The sequence below is a fragment of the Devosia chinhatensis genome, assembly GCF_000969445.1.
In the GTDB taxonomy this organism is placed as follows: Bacteria; Pseudomonadota; Alphaproteobacteria; order Rhizobiales; family Devosiaceae; genus Devosia; species Devosia chinhatensis.
Genome location: NZ_JZEY01000054.1, coordinates 398,536 through 418,977 on the forward strand (window position 1 = coordinate 398,536; position 20,442 = coordinate 418,977).

General features: G+C 63.1%; 18 protein-coding genes and 1 riboswitch. Of the genes, 8 read left to right on the plus strand and 10 right to left on the minus strand.

The genetic code is table 11. The features are described from left to right. Positions 1-64 precede the first annotated feature (64 nt). The 4 genes from VE26_RS02055 to VE26_RS02070 all read right to left on the minus strand — a co-directional run bounded on the left by VE26_RS02055 (position 65) and on the right by VE26_RS02070 (position 4,436). Positions 65-1,279: an ABC transporter substrate-binding protein gene (locus VE26_RS02055; protein ID WP_046103554.1), complete on the minus strand. Its 1,215-nt coding sequence runs from the start codon at positions 1,277-1,279 to the stop codon at positions 65-67. Positions 1,280-1,683: 404 nt separating this feature from the next. Continuing rightward, positions 1,684-2,850: a galactonate dehydratase gene (gene dgoD / locus VE26_RS02060; RefSeq protein ID WP_046103555.1), complete on the minus strand. Its 1,167-nt coding sequence runs from the start codon at positions 2,848-2,850 to the stop codon at positions 1,684-1,686. Continuing rightward, entirely contained in the window at positions 2,847-4,001 is a 1,155-nt protein-coding gene (locus VE26_RS02065; protein ID WP_046103556.1) for an iron-containing alcohol dehydrogenase, read from the minus strand. The genes dgoD and VE26_RS02065 overlap by 4 nt, the downstream gene beginning before the upstream one ends. Positions 4,002-4,004: 3 nt before the next feature. Next, a complete protein-coding gene (locus tag VE26_RS02070; RefSeq protein ID WP_046103557.1) occupies positions 4,005-4,436 on the minus strand; it encodes a VOC family protein in 432 nt (143 codons plus the stop codon). 209 nt (positions 4,437-4,645) lie between these two features. On the opposite strand from VE26_RS02070, the gene VE26_RS02075 reads away from it, so the two are divergent. Genes VE26_RS02075 through VE26_RS02085 form a run of 3 tightly spaced genes read left to right on the plus strand, consistent with a single transcriptional unit; the run spans position 4,646 to position 7,685 of the window. Then, complete coding sequence (locus VE26_RS02075) at positions 4,646-5,431, plus strand: IclR family transcriptional regulator (RefSeq protein ID WP_244465606.1); 786 nt, start codon at positions 4,646-4,648, stop codon at positions 5,429-5,431. A 27-nt stretch (positions 5,432-5,458) separates the two neighbouring features. Beyond that, a complete protein-coding gene (locus VE26_RS02080; protein WP_046103558.1) occupies positions 5,459-6,649 on the plus strand; it encodes a mandelate racemase/muconate lactonizing enzyme family protein in 1,191 nt (396 codons plus the stop codon). Between the two features lie 37 nt (positions 6,650-6,686). Then, the gene (locus tag VE26_RS02085) at positions 6,687-7,685 is read left to right on the plus strand and encodes a Gfo/Idh/MocA family protein (protein ID WP_046103559.1); all 999 of its coding nucleotides are present in this window, start codon (positions 6,687-6,689) and stop codon (positions 7,683-7,685) included. A gap of 69 nt (positions 7,686-7,754) precedes the next feature. On the opposite strand, the gene VE26_RS02090 is transcribed toward VE26_RS02085, so the two are convergent. Further along, entirely contained in the window at positions 7,755-9,398 is a 1,644-nt protein-coding gene (locus VE26_RS02090; protein WP_046103560.1) for an ABC transporter permease, read from the minus strand. A gap of 3 nt (positions 9,399-9,401) precedes the next feature. After that, positions 9,402-10,460, minus strand: a complete 1,059-nt coding sequence (locus VE26_RS02095) for an ABC transporter ATP-binding protein (RefSeq protein WP_046103561.1) — start codon at positions 10,458-10,460, stop codon at positions 9,402-9,404. Between the two features lie 131 nt (positions 10,461-10,591). On the opposite strand from VE26_RS02095, the gene VE26_RS02100 reads away from it, so the two are divergent. Genes VE26_RS02100 through VE26_RS02110 form a run of 3 tightly spaced genes read left to right on the plus strand, consistent with a single transcriptional unit; the run spans position 10,592 to position 13,453 of the window. Next, positions 10,592-11,581, plus strand: coding sequence for an extracellular solute-binding protein (locus VE26_RS02100; protein WP_160297783.1), 990 nt, complete (start codon positions 10,592-10,594; stop codon positions 11,579-11,581). Between the two features lie 37 nt (positions 11,582-11,618). Continuing rightward, positions 11,619-12,635 (plus strand): hypothetical protein, encoded by a 1,017-nt coding sequence (locus tag VE26_RS17990; RefSeq protein ID WP_046103562.1) that lies wholly within the window; start codon positions 11,619-11,621, stop codon positions 12,633-12,635. Further along, positions 12,632-13,453 carry a DeoR/GlpR family DNA-binding transcription regulator gene (locus VE26_RS02110; protein WP_160297784.1) on the plus strand — a complete coding sequence of 274 codons (822 nt, stop codon included), beginning with the start codon at positions 12,632-12,634 and terminating at the stop codon, positions 13,451-13,453. The genes VE26_RS17990 and VE26_RS02110 overlap by 4 nt, the downstream gene beginning before the upstream one ends. Positions 13,454-14,145: 692 nt before the next feature. Here the strand turns inward: VE26_RS02110 and VE26_RS02115 are convergent. The 4 genes from VE26_RS02115 to VE26_RS02130 are packed head-to-tail and all read right to left on the minus strand — an operon-like array spanning position 14,146 to position 17,712. Then, positions 14,146-14,910, minus strand: a complete 765-nt coding sequence (locus VE26_RS02115; RefSeq protein ID WP_046103563.1) for an ABC transporter ATP-binding protein — start codon at positions 14,908-14,910, stop codon at positions 14,146-14,148. After that, entirely contained in the window at positions 14,907-16,001 is a 1,095-nt protein-coding gene (locus tag VE26_RS02120; protein ID WP_200897203.1) for a FecCD family ABC transporter permease, read from the minus strand. Before VE26_RS02120 ends, VE26_RS02115 begins: the two co-directional genes overlap by 4 nt. Next, the gene (locus VE26_RS02125; RefSeq protein ID WP_052715611.1) at positions 15,998-16,945 is read right to left on the minus strand and encodes an ABC transporter substrate-binding protein; all 948 of its coding nucleotides are present in this window, start codon (positions 16,943-16,945) and stop codon (positions 15,998-16,000) included. The genes VE26_RS02120 and VE26_RS02125 overlap by 4 nt, the downstream gene beginning before the upstream one ends. After that, positions 16,942-17,712, minus strand: a complete 771-nt coding sequence (locus VE26_RS02130; RefSeq protein ID WP_046103564.1) for a (2Fe-2S) ferredoxin domain-containing protein — start codon at positions 17,710-17,712, stop codon at positions 16,942-16,944. Before VE26_RS02130 ends, VE26_RS02125 begins: the two co-directional genes overlap by 4 nt. A gap of 100 nt (positions 17,713-17,812) precedes the next feature. Then, a riboswitch (cobalamin riboswitch) is annotated at positions 17,813-18,021 on the minus strand. Between the two features lie 481 nt (positions 18,022-18,502). Here VE26_RS02130 and VE26_RS02135 point away from each other — a divergent pair. Next, positions 18,503-19,408 carry a siderophore ABC transporter substrate-binding protein gene (locus VE26_RS02135; protein WP_046103565.1) on the plus strand — a complete coding sequence of 302 codons (906 nt, stop codon included), beginning with the start codon at positions 18,503-18,505 and terminating at the stop codon, positions 19,406-19,408. A 64-nt stretch (positions 19,409-19,472) separates the two neighbouring features. Beyond that, positions 19,473-20,435 (plus strand): ABC transporter permease, encoded by a 963-nt coding sequence (locus VE26_RS02140; protein ID WP_046103566.1) that lies wholly within the window; start codon positions 19,473-19,475, stop codon positions 20,433-20,435. Positions 20,436-20,442: the final 7 nt, after the last annotated feature.

Here is a 20,442-nt window from a genome sequence, read left to right on the forward strand (position 1 = left end):
CATTCACCGGGCGAAAAGGAAGGGCACTCCGGCTGCCGAGGCAGCCGGAGACCGGGAGGAAGGCTTAGAGCAGGGCTTCGATTTCGGCGGCGGCGCCATCCATGGCCGTCTGGGCATCTTCGTCGCCCAGGAGGATGCGCTGGATGCCATCGAAATAGGCCTGGGTGATCTGCACCCAGTTCGGATGCGCCGGAGCCGGACGACCGAAGGGCAGCATCTGCTTGTAGACCTGCAGGATCGGGTCATCGAAGCGCGGCAGGTCCATGGCGCTGACGCGGGCCGGGAACGTGTCGGTCAGATAGCCCTGGTTCTCGGCTTCCGAAAGGAAGGCGATCAGGGTCTTGGCCTCGTCCGGGTTCCTGGCATCGCTCGGGATGACGAAGCTCCAGCCGCCCAGCACGGCAGCGGTGTCCATGCCCTCGGGATGCGGGATGGTCATCACGCCGATATCGATATTCGGGTTCTCGGTCTTGATCGAGTTCACGTCGAACTGGCCGGCCTGATACATCGAGACGGTTTCGGCGATGAACAGGCGGCGATTGGCGGTGCCGTCGTTCTCGAGCGTCGAGGACGGGGACAGGCCGTTCTTGTAGAAATTGGTATAGAACTCGACCGCAGCCACGGTTTCGGGGCTGTTGACCAGCACCTGCGTGCCATCTTCCGAGATGATGCCGCCGCCATTCATCCACATGAAGGGCATGGAGCGGAAGATGGTGTTGCCCACTTCGCCGCCACCGGTGATGGCAAAGCCGGAACGGCCGTTCTGCGTCAGGGCCTCGGCGGCCGCGATCAACTCGTCCCAGGTCTGGGGCGGGTTTTCCGGATCGAGCCCGGCCTCGGTGAAATGGCCCTTGTTGTAGATCACCGCCAGGGATTCGATGCGGTAGGGCATGCCCCAGAGCTGGTCGTTGAAGGTGACGTAGTCGAGGGCGGCGGGGACATAGTCGTCGCGGTCCTGCAGCACGTCATCGAGCGGCATGACCAGGTTGTTCTGGGCATAGCCGTTCACCCAGCCATGCTGGACGTCGATGATGTCGGGGGCGGCGCCGGACTGCAGGGCGGTCAGAACGCGCTGCGGCAGGCCATCCGTGGTGGTGATCTGCAGGTTCACCGTGATGTCGGGATTGGCTTCCTGGAACTTGGTCACGAGCTCGCGGGCGCGGGCTTCGTTGAAGTTGGGGGTCCACCAAACAACTTCGCCGGCAAAGGCCATGCCGGTGGACAGCGCCAAAGCCGAAACGGCTCCCGCAAGTCCGGTCTTGATCAAACGCGTCTTCATACTTCCTCCCATTGCGACCCGACGGGTCGCGGTTGCTGTGCCGATGCCAACATCGGCTGGAAATGACCTGCCGGCCTGGATGCCGGATTGCCGGACGAGCCCCAGGGGCTGGCGTCACCGGCGATCTCGGAACTCCTCCGTCCGACAGTGGATCTTATCGGCGATCCAGTTCATATTTGAACTCTGTCAGTTCTATTATGCACTTTGGCGCAGAATGGCTCGCCTTGTCAACTGCGTGCCGAACGTGTGGTGCGTTTCGCGCTCTCAAGGCGGCCGGGGATTGCCCGGCCCTGCGAGGGTCATTCCGGCCCTCTGCAAGACATGGCGGATCGGCGGCGGGCGATTATGCCCGCCGCTCGGGAAAGAGGTCCGGATTCGGGGCTATCTGCTCAAAGATCAATGGCTTAGTGCCCGAAGGTCTGCTTGCCGGTGGCGACGCCCGTCGTGTTCATCGAGCCGTCGAAAAGCGGCACATTGGTGGCTTCATACGGGAAGCGGGCGCAGGCCTCTTCGATCAGCTCGACGCCCAGGCCCGGCGCGGTCGGCGCCAGCATGAAGCCGTTCTCGAACTGCAGGGTCTCGCGCACCAGTTCCTTGCGCCAGGGGACGTCGACCGACACCGTCTCGAAGACCGAGAAGTTGGGGATCGCCACCGACATGTGGAGCGTCATGGCGTTCATCACCGGGCCGACGGGATTGTGCGGGGCGATGGGGATGAGATGGGTATGGGCATTGTGGGCGATGCGCTTGGTCTCGCCCATGCCGCCGGCATGGGAGACGTCGGGCTGGAGAATGTCGACAGCCTTCTTGGCGAGCGCCTCGAGGAAGCGCGGGGGCTCGTAGAAGCGTTCGCCTGCTGCAATGGGGATGGGGCTATTGGCGCGCACATCGGCCAGGGCATCGATGCTTTCCGGCGGCGTGGGTTCCTCGATCCAGGTCAGGTCATAGGGCGCCAGAGCCTTGCACATGGCAATGGCGGTCGGCACGTTGAGGCGACCATGCACATCGAGCATGAGGTTGATGTCGGGGCCGACCGCGTCGCGGACCGCTTCGACGATCTCGATGGTCTGCCGGCGCTGCTTGCGATCCATTTCGAGATCGGCCACGTCGAACGGGTCCCATTTGAGGGCATTGTAGCCCATCGCCACCGCCTTGCGGGCATTTTCGGCATATTGCTCGGGCGTGGTTGCGCCGAAGAACCAGTGATTGGCGTAGCAGGCGATGCGGTCGCGGAACTTGCCGCCGAGCAATTCATAGACCGGTACGCCCAGCGCCTTGCCCTTGATGTCGAGCAGGGCTGCCTCGATGCCGCCCAGGGCCGTGCGGAAGACCGCGCCGGTGCGCCAATAGCTGTCACGGTGCAATTGCTCGACCAGGGCGTCGACGGCAAAGGGGTCCTTGCCGATCAGAACGCGTTCGAGTTCCTCGAGCGCGGCGACGACGGTATTGGTCTTCCATTCCAGCGTCGCCTCGCCCACGCCCTCTATGCCCTCGTCGGTATAGAGTTTGACGAACACGAAATTGGTTCGCGACACATTGGCCACGAAGGTCTTGAGGGCGACGATTTTCATTGCGATTGTTCCGGTGAAGTCGTGTCCGCCATGGCCGCTTCCAGAATGGCGCGGTAGTCGTCGGCGGAGGCGGCGCGGGGATTGGTGGGATGGCTGTGATCGGCAAGGGCGCGCTCGATGATCCAGTCGAAATGGTCGCGTCGAACGCCCATCTGCGCGAGGCCCTTGGGCAGGGAGAAGCTGGTGTTGAGGGCCTCGAGCTCGGCGGCTAGGTCGGCGCTGTCGGCCAGGCCCATGGCGGCCTTGAGCCTTGCCAGCTTGTCGCCGACGGCGGGCGCGTTGAAGCGGACGACCAGCGGCATCAGGATGGCATTGAGCGTGCCATGATGCAGCTTGAGATCCTGCAGGCCGCCAAGGGCGTGGCTGAGCGAATGCACTGCGCCAAGGCCCTTCTGGAACGAGAGGCCGCCATGCAGGGCCCCGAGCATGACCTCGCTGCGCGCCGCCGCATGGGCGCCATCGGCAAAGGCCAGCGGCAGGTTGCGCCAGATGCGGCCGGCGCCATCGAGCGCGATGGCTTCCGCCGTCGGATTGAAGCGCGGCGACAGAAACGTTTCGATGCAATGGGAAAGGGCGTCGAGCCCGGTTGCGGCCGTGAGGAAGGGCGGCAGGCCCAAGGTCAGGTCGGGATCGCAGATGGCGCGGCGCGGAATGAGGTGGGGGCTGATGATCCCCAGCTTGCGCCCGTCTGCCAGGGTAAGGAGCGCGGCCCGGCCCACTTCTGCACCGGTGCCGGCCGTGGTGGGGATGGCGATCATCGGCGCAACGGCCGAGGTTATGCGCTCGAGGCCACCATAGATGGCGGCATAATGTTCGAGATTGCCGTCATGGGTGGCCAGCAGCGCCACGCCCTTGGCGAGATCGATCGGCGAGCCGCCGCCCAGCGCCACGATGCCGTCGCAGTGCTGATCGCGATAGGCTTTGAGTGCTGCATCGACCGCCGCCTCGGTGGGGTTGGGCGGGGTGTCGAGAAACACTGCGCTCCCCTGGGGCAGCAGTGCCTCGACCCTGGCGAGAAGGCCTGCGGCCTCGATGCCACGGTCGGAAACCAGGAGCGGTCGGGAAATCCCGAGGTCGTTCAGCGCTGCGGGCAGGGTGGCAAGCTCGCCGGCGCCGAAATCGATCGCGGTCAGATAGGTGATGCGTGCCATGGTTCAGCCTGCCTTGATCCGGGCCACAGCCTGGGCCTGCATGGAATTTTCCGCCATCTGCATGAGTTCGATCCGGTGCCCGTCCGGGTCCTCGATCCAGGTCTGCCAATTGCCGTCGGCGCCCTGCACCTTGGGGCGGATCATCTCGACGCCGGCCTGATCGAGCTCGCGCACGGTCTGCTCGATGTCGGGCACCTGCAGGCACATATGGTTGTAGCCGACAGCTTCGCGCTCGCTGGCGCGCTCGCCTTCACCCTCCGGAAAGACCTCGAGATATTGCTCGTCGGTGATGCGCAGATAGACGAGCCACAGACGACCGTCGCGATCCAGGCGCATCATCTCGGCAAAGCCGAGCTTGTTGACGTAGAAATCGAGCGTGCGGCCGATATCCTTGACCCGGATGGCGACGTGGGTGATGGCGGAAACTGTCAGCATGAAACGAACCTTTGACGCCGCAGCCGCAAGGGCGACCGAAAAGGGCGGGCCTTTTCCCCTCGAAGCGCGGGTTTCTATCCTTGAAAATCCTCATTGGCGTCGTTGCGCCGGACGGTTGACCTTTGAGTAGTCAATCCAAATATGAACTTTGACAGTTCACAAACTTATGCTAGTGCAGAGCCAGGAAAAGTCAACTGCGGACGAATGCCTTGATCAGCGATATCGACACGAGTGCCACCAGCAAGCATACCATACCGGTCATCGACCGCATGATGGACCTGCTGGCCGCGCTCGAGCAGCGCGAGCCGGGCATGACGATCAGCGACCTGACGGCTGTGCTGAAGCAGCCCCGCACCTCGGTCTATCGCATCCTCAACACGCTGCAGCAGCATGACATGGTGCGCCGCGACGATGCGGGCGCCTATCACCTGGGTGCGCGGCTTCTGACCCTGGCCTCCCACGTGGCGTCGCGGGCCAGCGATATCGACCTCGTGGCCATCACCCAGCCCTTCATCGACCAGTTGGCCGCCGAACTGGGGGAGGGCGTCAAGCTCAGCGTCATCGACAATGAAGGCATCCTGGTGCTCGCCGCCGCACAGGGGCGGCGCGAATATGCGCTAACCGTGGCCCCGGGGCAGCGCATGCCCGTTCATGCCGGCGCAGCCAGTAAGCTCTTGCTCGCATATCTCGAACCCGAGGAACTGGCGCGCTGGATCAACCGGCCGCTCAGCGCCTTCACCAGCAAGACGGTGACCGACCCCAAGCGGCTGCGCACCGAACTGGCGCGCATAAGACGGCTGGGATGGGCGCAGGACAAGGGAGAGAACGCGCCGTCGATCCAGGCCTTTGCTGCGCCGATCTTTACCAGGGGCGGCAAGATGGTGGCGGCGGTCAGCGTGCCGTTCCTGACCGGCACCGAAACCGCCCGCATGGAGGTCATCCGCATGGCCGCTATCGAGACGGCGGAAAAAATCAGCCGGGCCATGCCGGCCTAGACAGACCAAGACCCCGGGGGGAATCCGTTGAAAATCGTCGACCTGAAATGTGCCATTATCGGCAAGAGCCCGATCGTGCGCATCGTGACCGATGAAGGCATTTCGGGCTATGCGCAGGCAGAGACCTGGAAGACCTATCTCAAGCCGCATATCCTGGCCTTTCGCGATGCGCTGATCGGGGAAGATCCCACTTTGGTCGAGCGCGTCATGCTCAAGATCCGCCAGCGCGGTGGCTTCAAGCCCTGGGGGACGGCGGTCAGCGTCATCGAGATGGCATTGTGGGACCTGGCCGGCAAGGCGGCGGGGCTGCCGGTGCACAAATTGCTCGGCGGCAAGGTGCGCGACAAGGTGCGCGTCTATAATGGCTCGGTGCGGTTTCCGATGAGTGGGTATCGGCCCGAAGACTATGCCGACGACATGAAGAAGATGATGGATCTGCCGCAGGGTTTCACCATTTTCAAACAGCCCATCGGCTTCCATTCGGCCATGAAGCGGGAGGTGCCGGACTTCTATTATGGTGAGCCCAGCGCCAGCCCCTTTCACGGCGCGCTCGACCGGGGGCCGGTCACCGAGAAGGGCCTGCGGCACTTCGTGGACTGCGTGGCGGCCATGAAGGAGGTCACCGGCGACAAGGTCGGGCTGGCGCTCGATTGCGGTCCGGGCTGGATGCTGGGCGACGCGATCCGGCTGGCCAGGATGCTCGAGCCGTTCAACCTGATGTGGATCGAAGACCTTCTGACCGGCGATTACACGCCCTGGGTCAATGCCGGCATCTATCGGGAACTGACGCGCACCTCGACGACCCCGATCCATACCGGCGAGCAGATCTATCTGCGCCAGAACTTCAAGGAACTGATCGAGACGCAGGCCGTGCATGTAGTGGGGCCGGATCCGGCCGATGTCGGCGGTATCGCCGAACTCAAGTGGATCGCCGAATATGCGGACCTGCACGGCATCACCATGGCGCCGCACGGCACGGCCAATGGCGTGCTCGGCCTCGGCGCGCTGGTGCAGGTCTCAGCGACGCTGCCCAACAATTTCATCGCCTTCGAATATACCCATGGCGACCCGGATTGGTGGAACGACATTGTCGACGGCCTGCCGCCGGTGGAAAACGGGATGATCACGGTGCCAGACCGGCCCGGCATGGGCGTCGACATCGTGCCCGAACGCGCCCAGCGCTATCTCGGCCCCGAAGACCAGGATTTTTTCCGCTGATTTCAGCGCATTCTCCAATCAACAAGGATGACGTCTCATGAAGAAGGTCCGCTGGGGCATTCTCTCGACCGCCAATATCGGCATGGAAAAGGTGACGCCCGCCATCATGGCCTCGCCGCATTCCGAAGTCGTCGCCATCGCCTCGCGCGATCTGGGCAAGGCCAAGGCGGCTGCGGCGCAACTGGGCATTGCAAAGGCCTACGGCTCCTATGAAGAGCTTTTCGCCGATCCTGAAATCGACGCGATCTATAATCCGCTGCCCAACCATCTGCACGTGCCCATGACGCTGGCGGCCACCAAGGCCGGCAAGCATGTCCTGTGCGAAAAGCCGATTGCCCTGTCGGCCGCAGAAGCCGCGCAATTGCGCGACTGCCCGCCCGACCGCATCGTGCTTGAAGCCTTCATGATCCGCTTTCATCCCCAATGGCTGCGCGCCCGCGAAATCATCCGTGCCGGCGAGCTCGGCGAATTGCGGGCGATCAATGCGGTCTTCACCTATTTCAACGCCGACCCGGCCAATGTCCGCAACCAGGCCGATATCGGCGGCGGTGGGTTGATGGATATCGGTTGCTACCCGATCACCGCCGGGCGTTTTCTGTTTGAGAGCGAGCCGAAGCGCGTCGTGGCGATGGTGGAGCGCGACGAGCAGTTCAAGACCGATCGCCTTGCCAGCGTGCTCATGGATTTTGGGCAGGGCCGGCAATTGAGCTTTGTCTGTTCGACCCAGACCACTGGCGAGCAGAGCGTGCAGGTTCTGGGCAGCAAGGCCAAGCTCGACATCGTCATCCCCTTCAATGCGCCGGCCAATGAGCGCACCGCGATTACCGTCGATACCGGCGCGCCTTTCGATGGCTCGCTGGCGCGCCGGGAAATCCTGCCGGCCTGCGATCAGTATACCGAGCAGGCCGAGGCCTTCGCGTTGGCCGTGCTGGGGGAGCAATCCTTGCCCTGGGGCGTGGAGGACGCCATTGCATCGATGAAGGTGCTGGACGCGATCTTTGCCAGCGAGCGCAGCGGCGGCTGGGTCGACGTCTGAAGCCAGCCCCCTTGGACGGGGCCGGGATGCGCCGGGGGATGGCTGTTGCCGCCCCCGGCGCTTTTTTGACTAGAGCAGGGCCTGCTCGTTCCGGCCCATGAGGCGGAAGGCGATATAGACCGCGATGCCGCTGAGGACGAGGAGGATGGTCGACATGGCGGCGGCCGTGCCGAAATCGCCATCCAGGATCAGCAGGTAGATGCGCACCGGCATGGTGATGGTCGAACCGACATAGAGCACGAGCGAGGACGACAGTTCGTTGATGGCGGTGACGAAGCTCAGCATGCCGCCGGCAATGATCCCCGGCACGATGAGCGGCACGGTGATGCGCAGGAAAGCCTGGAAGGGGCTGTAGCCGAGCGAGACTGCGGCCTCTTCGAGCGACGGCGAAATCTGCCTGAGCGACGAGGACGTGGTGCGCACCGTATAGGGCAGACGACGGATGAAGATCGACAGCACGATGATCGAGGCCGTACCGGTCAGCACCAGCGGGCCGGTGTTGAAGGCGGCGATATAGGCGATGCCGATGACGATGCCGGGCATGACATAGGGGATCATGAACGCGCCATCGAGCAGGGAGGTATTGAGATTGGTACGCCGCGCCACCAGCACGCCGACGATGGTGCCGACGATGACGATCATCACCACCGCCGAGGCCGAGAAGGTGAGCGAATTGCGCACCACATCTCCCAGGTTGAACAGGATGCGCTCATAGCTCTGCAGCGCGAAACCATCCTGGAAAACCGGGCCGCTGGTGCGGCGGAACGAATAGATGACCGAGATGATCACCGGCATCGCGCCGCAGAGGCCAATGAAATAGACCGCAAAGTGCGCCAGCGCGTTGCGCCAGCCCTTGAGCTGGATCTTGGCCGGCTTGTTGATCATGTTGCCATGATAGACATTGCGGCGCGACATGAAGCGCTGCAGCAGCACGAAGAACATTGAGACCGCGATCAGCACTACGCTGATCGTGGTGGCCATGGACATGTTCGAGCCCACTTCGGCCGAATAGAGGGTATAGGCCTCGGTCGCCAGCACGTTGTAGCCCCGGCCCAGAAGGCGCGGCGTGCCGAAATCGGCGATGGACTGGATCAGCGCCAGAAGTCCGCCGGCTGTCAGGGCAGGGAACACCATCGGGAAGGAAATCTTGAAGGTGCGCTGCAAGGGCGTGAGGCCCAGACCTTCGGCCGCTTCTTCGAGCGAGCGGTTGACGTTGGACAGGGCGCCCGAAACCATCAGGTAGACGAAGGGGTAGAACTTGAGCGCGAAGACGATGAGGATGCCGCCCACGCCGTAGATCGGCGGCATGGTGATGCCGAAGTCCCGCAGCCAGGCACGCACGACGCCGCCCGCACCGAACAGCACGATCCAGGAATAGGCGCCGATGAATGGCGGCGACACCAGCGCCAGAATCGCCAGCAGGGACACGAAGCGGCTGCCCTTGATCTTGAAGCGCGAAATGCAGAAGGCCATGATGGAGCCCAGCAGCAGCGCGCCCGCGAGTCCGCCGAAGCCGACCACAAGGGTGTTGAGGAACGCCCGCTGGAACCGCGGTTCTGCAAAGAAGCGGACGTAATTGTCCGCCGTGGCATTGCCCGCCGTGTCGAAGAAGCTCGACAGGAGCACTGACCCGACCGGGATGAAGAGCAGCAGGAGCAGGATGCCCCAGGTGCCGATCATCACCAGCGTCCAGAAATCGAAACGCCGCAACATGGCTCAGCTCTCCAGCGGCAGGCGCTTGCTGTCGGCATCGAAAGCCATCAGCGCGCTGTGTTCAAACAGAACCGAAACCTCGTCGCCGGGATTGCGCACGGCGCCATAGGCGGGATTGGCGATCTGGACGACGACGGCGCCGGCCGCGGTTTCCACCAGAACATGGGCTTCGCGGCCCAGATAGGTGAACTTGCTCACCGTGCCGGGAACGGCCACGGACCGCGAGGGAATGGGTTCACCCGCCTTGGCCAGGGAAAGGCGCTCGGGGCGGACCGTCCAATGTGCTGCCTTGGTATGCAGGCCGAGATCTGCCAGGAGCTTGGCACGGCCCTCGGTGTCCTTAAGCGTGTTGAGCGTGCCCACGAAATTGGCGACGAACAGCGTCTGGGGATTGCCGTAGATGTCCTGCGGCGTGCCGATCTGCTCGATATGGCCGGCGCTCATCACGCAGATACGGTCGGAGATGGCGAGAGCCTCTTCCTGATCGTGCGTGACATAAATGGTGGCGATGTCGACGCGCTTCTGGATGTCGCGGATTTCCTCGCGCAGCTCGATGCGCAGCTTGGCGTCGAGATTGGACAAGGGCTCATCCATCAGCAGCAGGCGCGGATTGATGACCATGGCGCGGGCGAGGCCGATTCGCTGCTGCTGCCCACCGGACATGGCGGCGGGAAGCCGCTCGGCCAGGGCCTCCAGATGCACGGCCTTGAGCGCCTCGGCGACGCGCGTCTTGACCTGATCGGCGGGAACCTTGCGCGGCTTGAGGCCGAAGGCGACATTGTCGAACACCGACAGATGCGGGAAGACGGCGTAATCCTGGAACACCATGCCGATATCCCGCTTGTGGGGCGGGATGGCGCGCAGGTCCTGCCCATCGAGCAGGATGCTGCCGGTCGTCAGGTCGTTGAACCCTGCAATTGCCCGCAACAGGGTGGTCTTGCCACAGCCCGAGGGCCCGAGAAGGGTGAAGAATTCCCCCCGCTCGACGGAAATGGATACGCCATTCAGCGCGCGGAAGCCGGTGAACTGCTTCACCCCGTCCTTAACGGTCAGATAGGCCATGCGAGCCCTCCCCCATAGCTCAAGTCACAACATGTCAAATCGTAAACATGATTTTCGTCTTGCAACAAGTAGAATGTCGTTTCATGATCGTAAGCGATCAGAATTTGATCAAGGGAGCACAGGAGGAAATCATGCGTGTTGCAAAACGAACATTCCTAGGTATGGCGCTGGCGCTGGCCGCCACCACTGCCCTGAGCCCTGCATTGCAGGCCCAGGAAGGCTCGGTCGTGGTCTACACGGCCCACAAATCGTCCATCGTCGATCGGCTGCTGCCGGTGTTCGAGCAGGAAACCGGCCTCAAGGCCGAAGTCGTGCAACTGGGTTCGGGCGATATTGCCCGCCGCGCCCGCGCCGAAGCCGGTTCGCCGGCCGCAGACGTCATCTGGTCCATTTCCGGCAGCCAGCTGACCGAACTCGCCGACATTCTCGAGCCCTATAGCCCGCCTGAATTCGACACGATCGACCCCCAGTTCATCGCCGACGATGCCTGGACGCCTTATACGGCCGTTGTCTATGTGCTGGCCGTCAACACCGACCTGCTTCCGCTCGAGGAAGCGCCCAAGAGCTGGGCGGAACTCGCCGATCCGAAGTGGCAAGGCCAGATCGCATCGGCCCGCGCCGACGGTTCGGGCTCTGCCATGCAGCAATTGCAGGCCGTGCTGACCCTCTTCGGTGAAGAAGGCTGGGACAAGTATGCCGAGATCGCCCAGAACTTCGTGTTCACCGACAGCTCGGGCGCGGTGCCGCGTTTCGTGGCCGATGGCGAAACCTCGATGGGCCTGACCCTGGAAGACAACGCCCTCGAATATGTCCAGGGTGGCGCGCCCGTGGGCGTGGTGCTCCTCAGCGACGGCACGGTGGCAACTCCGGACGGTATCGGCCTTATCAAGGGCGGTCCGAACCCTGAAAACGGCAAGGCTTTCATTGACTGGGCCATGTCCAAGTCGACCCAGGAATTGCTGGCCACCGAAATCGGCCGCCGCTCCGTGCGCACCGACGTCGCCGCCCCTCCGGGCACGCCGAACCTGTCCGAGGTCAACGTGCTCCGGATCCAGCCGCTGAGCGAGCTGGGCGGCGCCGAGGCCGTTCTCGGCCAGTGGCGCACGGCCATCGGCGAATAATCCATAACGACGAGATGATGACGGGGCCTATATCCGAATGAAGCACATGGAAGCCTTCTCGCTGGGCAAGAAGTTCAGCGCTCCAGAAGCCAATGAGGACAGCCTCGTCATCATGCCCAATCGCGGTTACGCCGTCATCGATGGCGTGACCGACCGCAATGGCACCCGCTATGACGGCATGCTGTCGGGGCAATTCGCCTCGCGCACCGTGCAGGCGGCCATTGAAACCTTCCTGCTGGCGCAGGGTGATCCCGGCCAGCCGGACCTGCAATATGCCGGTGGCCAGCATTTCGTGGACTATCTGGGGCGCGCCATCCATGCCCGCTACCAGGCCAATGACGCCGTCGCGGCTGTGGAGGCGGACTGGAAGCTGCGCGGCGGCTGTACGGTAATGGCGGCGATGATCATCGGCGATCGTCTCGAGGTGGTGGCGGTGGGCGATAGCGGCCTGCGCATCAATGGCGACGACGTATTGCAGGTGCTCAAGCCGCTCGACGACGTCACCGCGATCATGCGCCGTGAAACCTGGCGCTATTTCGAGGCGCTGGGCCGCGACCTGGCCACCTGTGACCAATTGGCGGCGCTCATCACCTGGCAGGGCACGAGGCACCAGGCTGAAGGCGCCGAAACCGCGGCACCCGACGTCATCGCGGAGATCGAGCGCCGCTCGATCGAGGCCTGTCGCGCGCATCTGCCCAGCATACCGGAGGCCGAAATCGAGGCCTTGGTGCATGGCGGCATCTGCTTTGCGCAGGGCGATTTCCAGAACGTCACCGACCCCGTCCTGGGCTATGGTGGGCTCGACGGCTTTGCCGTGCCGCAACGATATGTGGAGACGCGCTCCTATGCGCTGGCCGATATCGAGACGATAGAGCTATTCTCCGATGGCTATTTCAAGCTGGGGGATGGCTTTGGCGTCGCAGCATGGGAACAGGCGTTCCGCGACGTGGAAGCCGAGGACTTGCACAAGATCGGCCGCTACATGAGCACCAAAGGAACGACCGAAATCGCGCTGACCGACGATCGCACCTATCTGGGTGTGCGGTTGAAATGAGCGGGCATGCGCGGATGGATTCTCCCTATTCCGCGCCTAGGACGCCGTCCGAAGGCGGTGTTGGCGACCTGAACCAGCGGCAGGCACAGATCCTTGAAGCCGTGCGCACCAATGGGGCGGCCGCGGTATCCGAGCTAGCCGCCCAGTTCGACGTGACGACACAAACTATCCGGCGCGACCTCAAGGTTCTCGAGGAAAGGGGACTGTTGGTAAAGGGGTTTGGCGGCGCCTTTGCCGCGCCGGGCGTGGCCCGCTATACCTACAGCGAACGGCACAGCACCGAAATCGAGATCAAGCGGGAACTGGTGGAGGCCCTGCGGCCCTTGCTGTTCAATGGGGCGACCCTGTTTGTGGGATTGGGCACGACCTTTCACGCCCTGCATCATGTCATCGCCGATTTTCCTGGCGTGCTGATTGCTTCGCCAAACCTTGAAGTCATCTACAATTGTGCACTGCATACCGATGCCACGGTCTATGTCTATGGCGGCTATGTGCGCAACAAGGATACCTCGATCCTGACCCTGGCGGGCGGGGTGCGGCAGAAGTTTAAGTTCGACCTCGCCATTATCGGGGCCAGCGCCATCGACAGGGACGGCGCGGTGCTCGAATTCGATCCCATGGAAGTCGAGCTGACCCGCGAGGTGCTGGCGCAGAGCCGCAAAGTGGTTCTGGTGGCGCATGAAGGCAAGTTTGACCGCAAGGCGCCCCATCTCGTCACGCAGGTGTCCGATGTCGATGTCCTGGTGACAAACGGCGATCCGGCACGGCATTTCGACGATGCCGAGACCCTTGCTTCCGTGCAGCTGGTGCAGGTCTGACGTCGCTCAGACCGGCAAGCCGGGGCCAAGCAAGAGTGGAGGATGCCCGTCGCAGGTCCTGACCAGCGCGAGCGGGCGTTGGAGGCATGGCAGGGCCTTATGCAGCAAAGCGGCGAAGGCCACGCCCCCGACCATAGACCAGACCCAGAATGGCGATGGCGCGCCTGAGCTGCGCGACTTGGTCGATGAGGGTTTCGGCACCTGCACGCGCCGGGCGCGGGGGAGGAGCAAGGCTTGGCTTCATATCCTGGACATGGCGGCCAGCGCCATGCCCGCGCCCCCGGTGAGCGTGGGTAAGCCATGAGTGCACCAGGCAAGGAGAATGTCTGATTCGAGCAGATCGTGAACGCACGTCGCAGCACGATAATGATAGCCGTTGCAGCGGCTGGCCCAAGGTTTTTGGGCCCGGCAACAGCTTGCTGCCACTGGGAGCTTCCGTCAACGCAGTCAGTGTAAAAAACCCGACCTCGCGAGAGGCCGGGGTGGATTGGTCGGAGTAAAGTGATTTGTTTGCACGGGCGCGGCGATGGCCGCGCCCTTCTATTCTGGAAAAGTACGATGATGGCCGTCTCTTCGGACCTAGCATTGCCCGATGTCCTGGGTGGGGCGCTTTCATGCCTGGCAGGTATCGACCCCATTTCTGCCATTCGTGCTCCGCTTCCGCAACGAGCGCTTCGGCCCCGAAACGGACACTAGCGCTTAAGGTCGAAGTCAATCCGTGTTCGCCCGTCGTAGTTAGAGATTTCGGCCTCCACGCCGTACGCTTCCCGGATCCGGTCCGCCGTCAGCACCTCTGCGGGTGTGCCGACAGCGATGAGCGTACCGCCATGCATCATCGCCAGGCGGTCGCAGTAGCGGGCTGCTAGCGTCAGGTCATGCAGCGCAGCGAGCGTCGTGATCTTCAGCCGCCGGATCAAGTCCAGCAGTTCAAGCTGATGACGGATGTCGAGGTGGTTGGTGGGTTCGTCGAGCACCAAGAATGGCGCCTGCTGCGCCAATGCCCGGGCGACCAGCACGCGCTGCTTCTCGCCGCCGGACAGGCTGAGGAACGATCGTGTCGCACAATGGCTCATAGCGACTTCTTCGAGGCACTGGTCGACGATATCACGATCGCCAGTGCTGTCACCATCGAGCAGTCCTTTGTGTGGCGTTCGGCCCATCTGCACCAGCTCGCGCACGGTAAAGTCGAACTCCCCCATCTGCTCCTGCGCCACCACCGCTGTGCGGCGGGCGGCATCGCGGGCGGTGAGTTTCCAGACATCGTCGCCCAGATGTATGACACGGCCGGACTCGGGCTTGAGCACCCGGTAAATGGCGCGCAACAGCGTGGATTTGCCCGAGCCGTTGGGACCGACCAGGCCGACGAATTCGCCGGGCTGGAGATCGAAGAGTACGGCGTCAACGAGCTGCTTTCCCTCGATCTCGACAGACAGGTTTTTGACGGAGAGCTGGGTCATGCTGCGTCCCGCGACTTCCAGCGCTGCGCGACCAGCATCCAGACAAAGAACGGGCCGCCGAGCAGTGCTGTGATGACGCCGACCGGCAACTCGATTGGCGCGAAGGCCATGCGGGCGACGACATCGACCCAGACGAGGAATATGGCGCCGATGAGCACCGAGACCGGCAGCACCCGTCGATGGTCGGTGCCGACCAGCATACGAACCACATGCGGGATGACGAGGCCGACAAAGCCTATGGCACCAGAGACGGCGACCATAACGCCGGTGAGCAGCGAGAGCACGATAAACAGAGTTACCCGCAGGCGACCGACATCAATGCCCAGCGTGCGCGCCGTATCGTCGCCGACCAGCAGCGCATTGAGGGCGCGGCCGCTCAGCGACAACCATAGCGTCCCAACCAAGAGGACGGCTGACGGCAGCCCCAGATCGGACCAGGACGCGCCGCCGAGGCTGCCCAGCATCCATTCCATCGCGTTGCGCGCCAGTTCGCGATTCTCGGAGGTGAGTACGATTAGACTTGTCAGCCCCGAGAGCGAATAGCCGCAGGCCATGCCGGCGAGCACGAGCCGCAGAGGCGAGAGTTGCCCGCCCGCGACGGCGATGAGGAACACCAGCGTGAACGACGCCACTGCACCGGCGAAGGCACCAGCTGAGACGGCGTAGATGCCGAAGAATCCGAATGCGCCGGTGCCTAGCACCAGCACTGCGCCCACCGAGGCGCCCGACGAGATGCCGAGTACGTAGGGGTCGGCCAGGGGGTTGCGCACCACCGCCTGCATGGCGACGCCGACCGCAGCCAGCCCGCCGCCGACCACTGCCGCCAGCAGCACGCGCGGGAAGCGCAACATCCAGACGATGTTCTCCTGCGCGCCTGTCCAGTTCCCGCTGGTGCCGGTGAGCTTGGCGAAAGCGATCTGCCACACTGTCCGCATGGAGAGGTCCACCGGCCCGATGGTGACCGCAAGCGTCAGCGACAGCACAAGGCCAGCCGCCAGCACGGCGCTGACCAGCGGCAGCGGCAGGTCGCGGAGGTGCTCCTGCCAAGACGAGCGTGTCCGGGCGGGAGCGTCGGATGCAAGAGCGGTCACTGGAACAGGTCCGGATAGAATCCGGCCGCCAAAGTGCGGACCGCATCGGGATTGCGGACACCCTCGAAGGCCGACGGCAGCGGCAGCACGACGAAGCGGTCGTTCTGGATCGCCGGTACGCTGGCCAGCGCCGGGTTGTCCTTGAGCAGCGCGATCTTGTCCTCGGCGCTGGTCTGACCGTAATCGTTGATGACGATCACGTCCGGCGCGCGGGCAACGGCTTCTTCCCAGCTCACATCCGACCAGGTCTCCTCGAGATCAGCGAAGACGTTCTCGCCGCCCGCCAGTTCGATGAGATGGGTTTGCAGCGCCTTGCCGGTGGTGTAGATCGCGTCCTCGCCGCTGTCATACACCAGCACTCTCACCTTCGGCTTGCCCGCCGCCGCAATGAGGTCAGCAACTTCGGCGATTTCGCCTTTGATCTTGTTGATCAGCGCCGTCGCGGCCGGCTGAATGTCGAAGATTAGCCCTAGGTTGGTGATGTCCGTGTAGACGTCCGCCATGGTGGCACCCTTGATCAAGGTGCCCTTGACCGCATAGGCGTTGATCCCGAGTTCCTTGAGCTTTTCGACCGGCGCCACTGCGGTGTCGCGGAAGGCACTGAGGCGACCGAAGGCGAAGTCGGCATTGGTACCGAGCACCACTTCAAGTGCCCGCGAGCCAGTGCCGTCCGAAAGGATCGGTATACTGTCGTAGTCGGCCTTGAGCTCAGGCAGGATCGGGTGGTTGAGATAGGCAGTGCCGACCATTTTCGGCGCCAGCCCCAGCGACAATGCCAGCTCGGTGACATGACCATTGAGGGTCACGGCGCGTTCGGGCGCCTTTTCGAACACCAGTGTGTTTTCGCCGTTCTGGATAGTCAGCGGATAGGTCGTCGACTGCGCGACCGCGAGGGCCGGCAGCGTGGCGAGCAGCGCTGCGGCCAAGAGGGATTTGAGCTTCATTCGTTTTCTCCTTTAAAAGGGGTGACGTCGGCCGGGGCGTCGAGCGGCGCGACGCGGTGGACGAGGAGTTCGGGGACCGGGTTGCCGCGGCCGATGACGGTCTCGACGAAGCGGGCGACAGCCTCGCGGTCGAGCAGCCGGTACCATTCGCCGCGTGGATAGGCGGCGAGCAGCGGACCCTGATTGCAGGGGTAGAGGCAGCCCGAGGTGGCGACGAGACATTCGCCGCCGAGACCGACGCGGGTGAGTTCCTCGCTGAGCGCGAGCTTCAGGTTCGGGGCGCCGCGAAAGTGGCAACGGGGGCCGGTGCAGACGATCAGGTGATGCCGAAATGACGGCGGCTGGTTCCAGCCCGGCTTGCCGAGGCTGGGCTTCTGCGTCTCCGCAATCAACTCGGCATTATCCGCCGCTACGGCCGCACTGACGATGCGACGGATAGTGTCGTCGTTTATCGCCTGGTCGGGCCCAATCAGCAGAGTTACATCCGGCCACTGCCGCTCCTGCCGCCAGTGCGCCAGCACGCCCGGCAGCCACGCCGCGAGACTCTTCGAAAAGGGTAGCCCGAGCGGCTGCACGAGAATGCTGCGGTGGCCCGCTGCCACCAGTTCATCCAGCGCATCGCCCAGATGCGGGCCGGTGCCCTCGAGCCGTACCATGCGCGCCGGAACCGGCGAAGCCTCGGACACGAGTGCGGAAAGCTCGCGCTGCCGCGCGGCGTTCAGATGCTGCTGGGAAATGCAAACAATAACGGCATCAGGTCGAAGCATTTCGCCTTCTCCGGTCGGGAGAAGGCCTGCATGTCGCCAATGCCACGGAATCCGTGCCTGGTTTCAAAACGCGCTCCCTGCCAGGACACCTCGCCCGGCTACATGGTCTTGCGCTCTGGCAGGTCTCCTGGCTCGCGGCTCTGTCGTTCCCGGCAGCCTTCCCAACCCGTCAAGGTCAGTGGCGATGTGCTGGTCACTTGCCGCTTACAGTTGCGAGGGCAGCCACGGTTTTGGCCCTTGATGGGTAATCCGCACCGTGTTCCCTTTTAATCCGCGCGATATGGCGGAACCGAAAGCGAGTCAAAGCTCCCCGATTCTGGCGCTGAATTCAAGGCACCTGAATGCCCATTATTTTCGCGGATCAGTCGTTAGCACCTCATGACCGGACTGACCGCTAGTCACCCCAATTCAGCCGTCGCGGCGGCCAAAGCGGACTGGCAGGTTTCGGGAAATCAGTACCGCGGTCTCAGCGGCCGAAATGGGGCGCGTTTCTGCCTGGCAGCTGCCGACCCCATTTCGGTCATTCGGTCATCACGACAGGACACCCTGAAAGCTGCCGCTGCCTTGAGCGCAAGGGAAGCGTCATGCGCCGCCCGCATTTTTCACAGGGCAGAAGCAGCAGGTTCGGTGAGCCAAATGATTTGGCGTAGATCGTTCATGAACTTGGCCCGAGTTGGAGACCGCGGTCCTCCAGAACTGAAGCCCGCTAAAGCACGTAAATGTCGCATGAAGAAAACTTGATTCTGAATATCATGTTAGATAGATCGTTCTGGCTACAGGAGAACGGCTCATGAAATCAGTCTGGCTTGCTGCCCTTGCCGCAGTCGCTTTCGCGACGCCAACCCATGCTCAGGACATCGTGGTCAACCACGCTCAAGGTGAAACCACCTTGTCGGGCGTCCCGGCCAAGGTACTGGTGCAGGATTGGGCGACCTTCGACAATCTCAATGCACTGGGGATCGACGTTGCGGGTGCCCCCTCGAGCAATGTCCCTGGCTACCTTGCCGACAAGGTACCGGCTGAATATCTCCAGCTCGGTTCGCTGTTCGAGCCCGATTTCGAGGGCATCGCGGCGTCTGAATCCGACGTCTACTTCGTTTCGGCTCGGTCTGCCGAAGCTTACGGCACTGCAAAGGACATTCTGCCGACGATCGACATGTCGCTGGCCGACAATTCCGATATCCTTGGCGGCATCAAAGCCAATCTCGTCAAGCTCGGCGATATCTTCGGCAGGCAAGCTGAAGCTGAGCAACTCAATGCTGCGCTCGACGCGAAGGTCGAAGAGGTAAAGGCCGCCGCCGCCGACAAGGGCAATGCGCTTGTTATCGTGACCAATGCCGGCAATGTCGGCGTCTATGGCCCGGACTCACGCGTCGCCTGGATCCATAACCAGCTCGGCATTCCTTCGGCCATGGCCGATGTCGAAGACGGCGACCATGGTGGCGATGGCATTTCGATGGAGTTCATCCTCGAAACCAATCCCGATTGGCTCTTTGTTGTCGACCGCGACGCAGGCACCGGCGAAACGGCGGGCGCCGCCGCAGCCCTGCTCGACAACGAGCTGGTCAATCAGACCAAGGCTGCCCAGGAAGGGCACATCATCTATCTCGACCCGCAGGCCGCCTACATCACCATGCATGGCTACCAGGGCGTCATGCTGCTGCTCGACCAGGTTCTAGCTGGCCTCAACGCCTAATCGGCTCAATCCAACTCGCCCGGGCATCGCCAGATGCCCGGGTCTTCTGATCTAGGGCTGGCTGTTGCGCCTTCTCATCCTCGCCATCGTTGTGACGCTGCTGTTGGCGGTGACGAGCCTTTTTGTCGGCGTCAGCGACGTCTCGCTTGACGCCTTGCTCTCGACATCGCCGCAAGATCGGCCGATGCAGGTGCTGCTGATCAGCCGCATCCCGCGCACGCTGGCGATCATCCTGGCCGGTTCTTCCATGGCCATAGCCGGCCTCGTCATGCAGATGGTCGTGCGCAACCGCTTCGTCGAACCATCCACAGCGGGCACCACCGAGTCCGCCAGTCTCGGCTTTCTCGTTGCCGCGGTTTTCGTGCCCGGTTGGCCACTGATGGGCAAAATGCTGATTTCCGCCGGGTTCGCACTGGCCGGGACGGCGCTGTTCCTGCGCATCCTTCGGGCCGTTCCGCTGCGCGACGTGATGCTGGTGCCGCTGGTCGGCATCATGCTGGGTGGCATCATCGGCGCGGTGACCAGCTTCTTCGCCTATCGCCTTGAACTGCTCCCTTCGCTGCTGGCTTGGAATATGGGCGATTTCTCCGGCATCCTGCGGGGGCGCTATGAGCTGCTCTGGATTGGCCTTGGCTGCGGTGTGTTCGCATACCTAGCCGCCGATCGATTCACCGTCGCCGGCATGGGCAAGGATTTCACCACAAACCTGGGGCTCAACTACCAGCGCGTCATGGTGCTCGGACTGGTCATCGTGTCGATGGTCAGCGCCACTGTGCTTGTTACCGCCGGGTCCATCCCGTTCCTCGGCCTCATCATCCCCAATCTGGTCAGCCTGATGGTGGGCGACAACATGCGTCGCACTGTTCCCTGGGTCGCGGTGATGGGCGCGGGCTTCGTTCTCGCCTGCGATATCCTTGGCCGCATCGTGCGCTATCCCTACGAAATTCCCATCAGCGTCGTCGTCGGCGTCATCGGCAGCGCCATGTTCCTCTTTCTGCTGCTCAGGACGCGCCGCCATGCCAGCTGAGCCTGTC

What these genes read in the sequence shown, in the direction of transcription:
- VE26_RS02110 (WP_160297784.1), top strand. Translation starts at nt 12,632, where the DNA reads ATGAGCGGGCATGCGCGGATGGATTCTCCCTATTCCGCGCCTAGGACG.
- dgoD (WP_046103555.1), bottom strand. Translation starts at nt 2,850, where the DNA reads ATGAAAATCGTCGCCCTCAAGACCTTCGTGGCCAATGTGTCGCGAACC.
- VE26_RS02135 (WP_046103565.1), top strand. Translation starts at nt 18,503, where the DNA reads ATGAAATCAGTCTGGCTTGCTGCCCTTGCCGCAGTCGCTTTCGCGACG.
- VE26_RS02065 (WP_046103556.1), bottom strand. Translation starts at nt 4,001, where the DNA reads ATGGCACGCATCACCTATCTGACCGCGATCGATTTCGGCGCCGGCGAG.
- VE26_RS02095 (WP_046103561.1), bottom strand. Translation starts at nt 10,460, where the DNA reads ATGGCCTATCTGACCGTTAAGGACGGGGTGAAGCAGTTCACCGGCTTC.
- VE26_RS02125 (WP_052715611.1), bottom strand. Translation starts at nt 16,945, where the DNA reads ATGAAGCTCAAATCCCTCTTGGCCGCAGCGCTGCTCGCCACGCTGCCG.
- VE26_RS02100 (WP_160297783.1), top strand. Translation starts at nt 10,592, where the DNA reads ATGCGTGTTGCAAAACGAACATTCCTAGGTATGGCGCTGGCGCTGGCC.
- VE26_RS02115 (WP_046103563.1), bottom strand. Translation starts at nt 14,910, where the DNA reads ATGACCCAGCTCTCCGTCAAAAACCTGTCTGTCGAGATCGAGGGAAAG.
- VE26_RS02070 (WP_046103557.1), bottom strand. Translation starts at nt 4,436, where the DNA reads ATGCTGACAGTTTCCGCCATCACCCACGTCGCCATCCGGGTCAAGGAT.
- VE26_RS02090 (WP_046103560.1), bottom strand. Translation starts at nt 9,398, where the DNA reads ATGTTGCGGCGTTTCGATTTCTGGACGCTGGTGATGATCGGCACCTGG.
- VE26_RS02085 (WP_046103559.1), top strand. Translation starts at nt 6,687, where the DNA reads ATGAAGAAGGTCCGCTGGGGCATTCTCTCGACCGCCAATATCGGCATG.
- VE26_RS02055 (WP_046103554.1), bottom strand. Translation starts at nt 1,279, where the DNA reads ATGAAGACGCGTTTGATCAAGACCGGACTTGCGGGAGCCGTTTCGGCT.
- VE26_RS17990 (WP_046103562.1), top strand. Translation starts at nt 11,619, where the DNA reads ATGAAGCACATGGAAGCCTTCTCGCTGGGCAAGAAGTTCAGCGCTCCA.
- VE26_RS02130 (WP_046103564.1), bottom strand. Translation starts at nt 17,712, where the DNA reads ATGCTTCGACCTGATGCCGTTATTGTTTGCATTTCCCAGCAGCATCTG.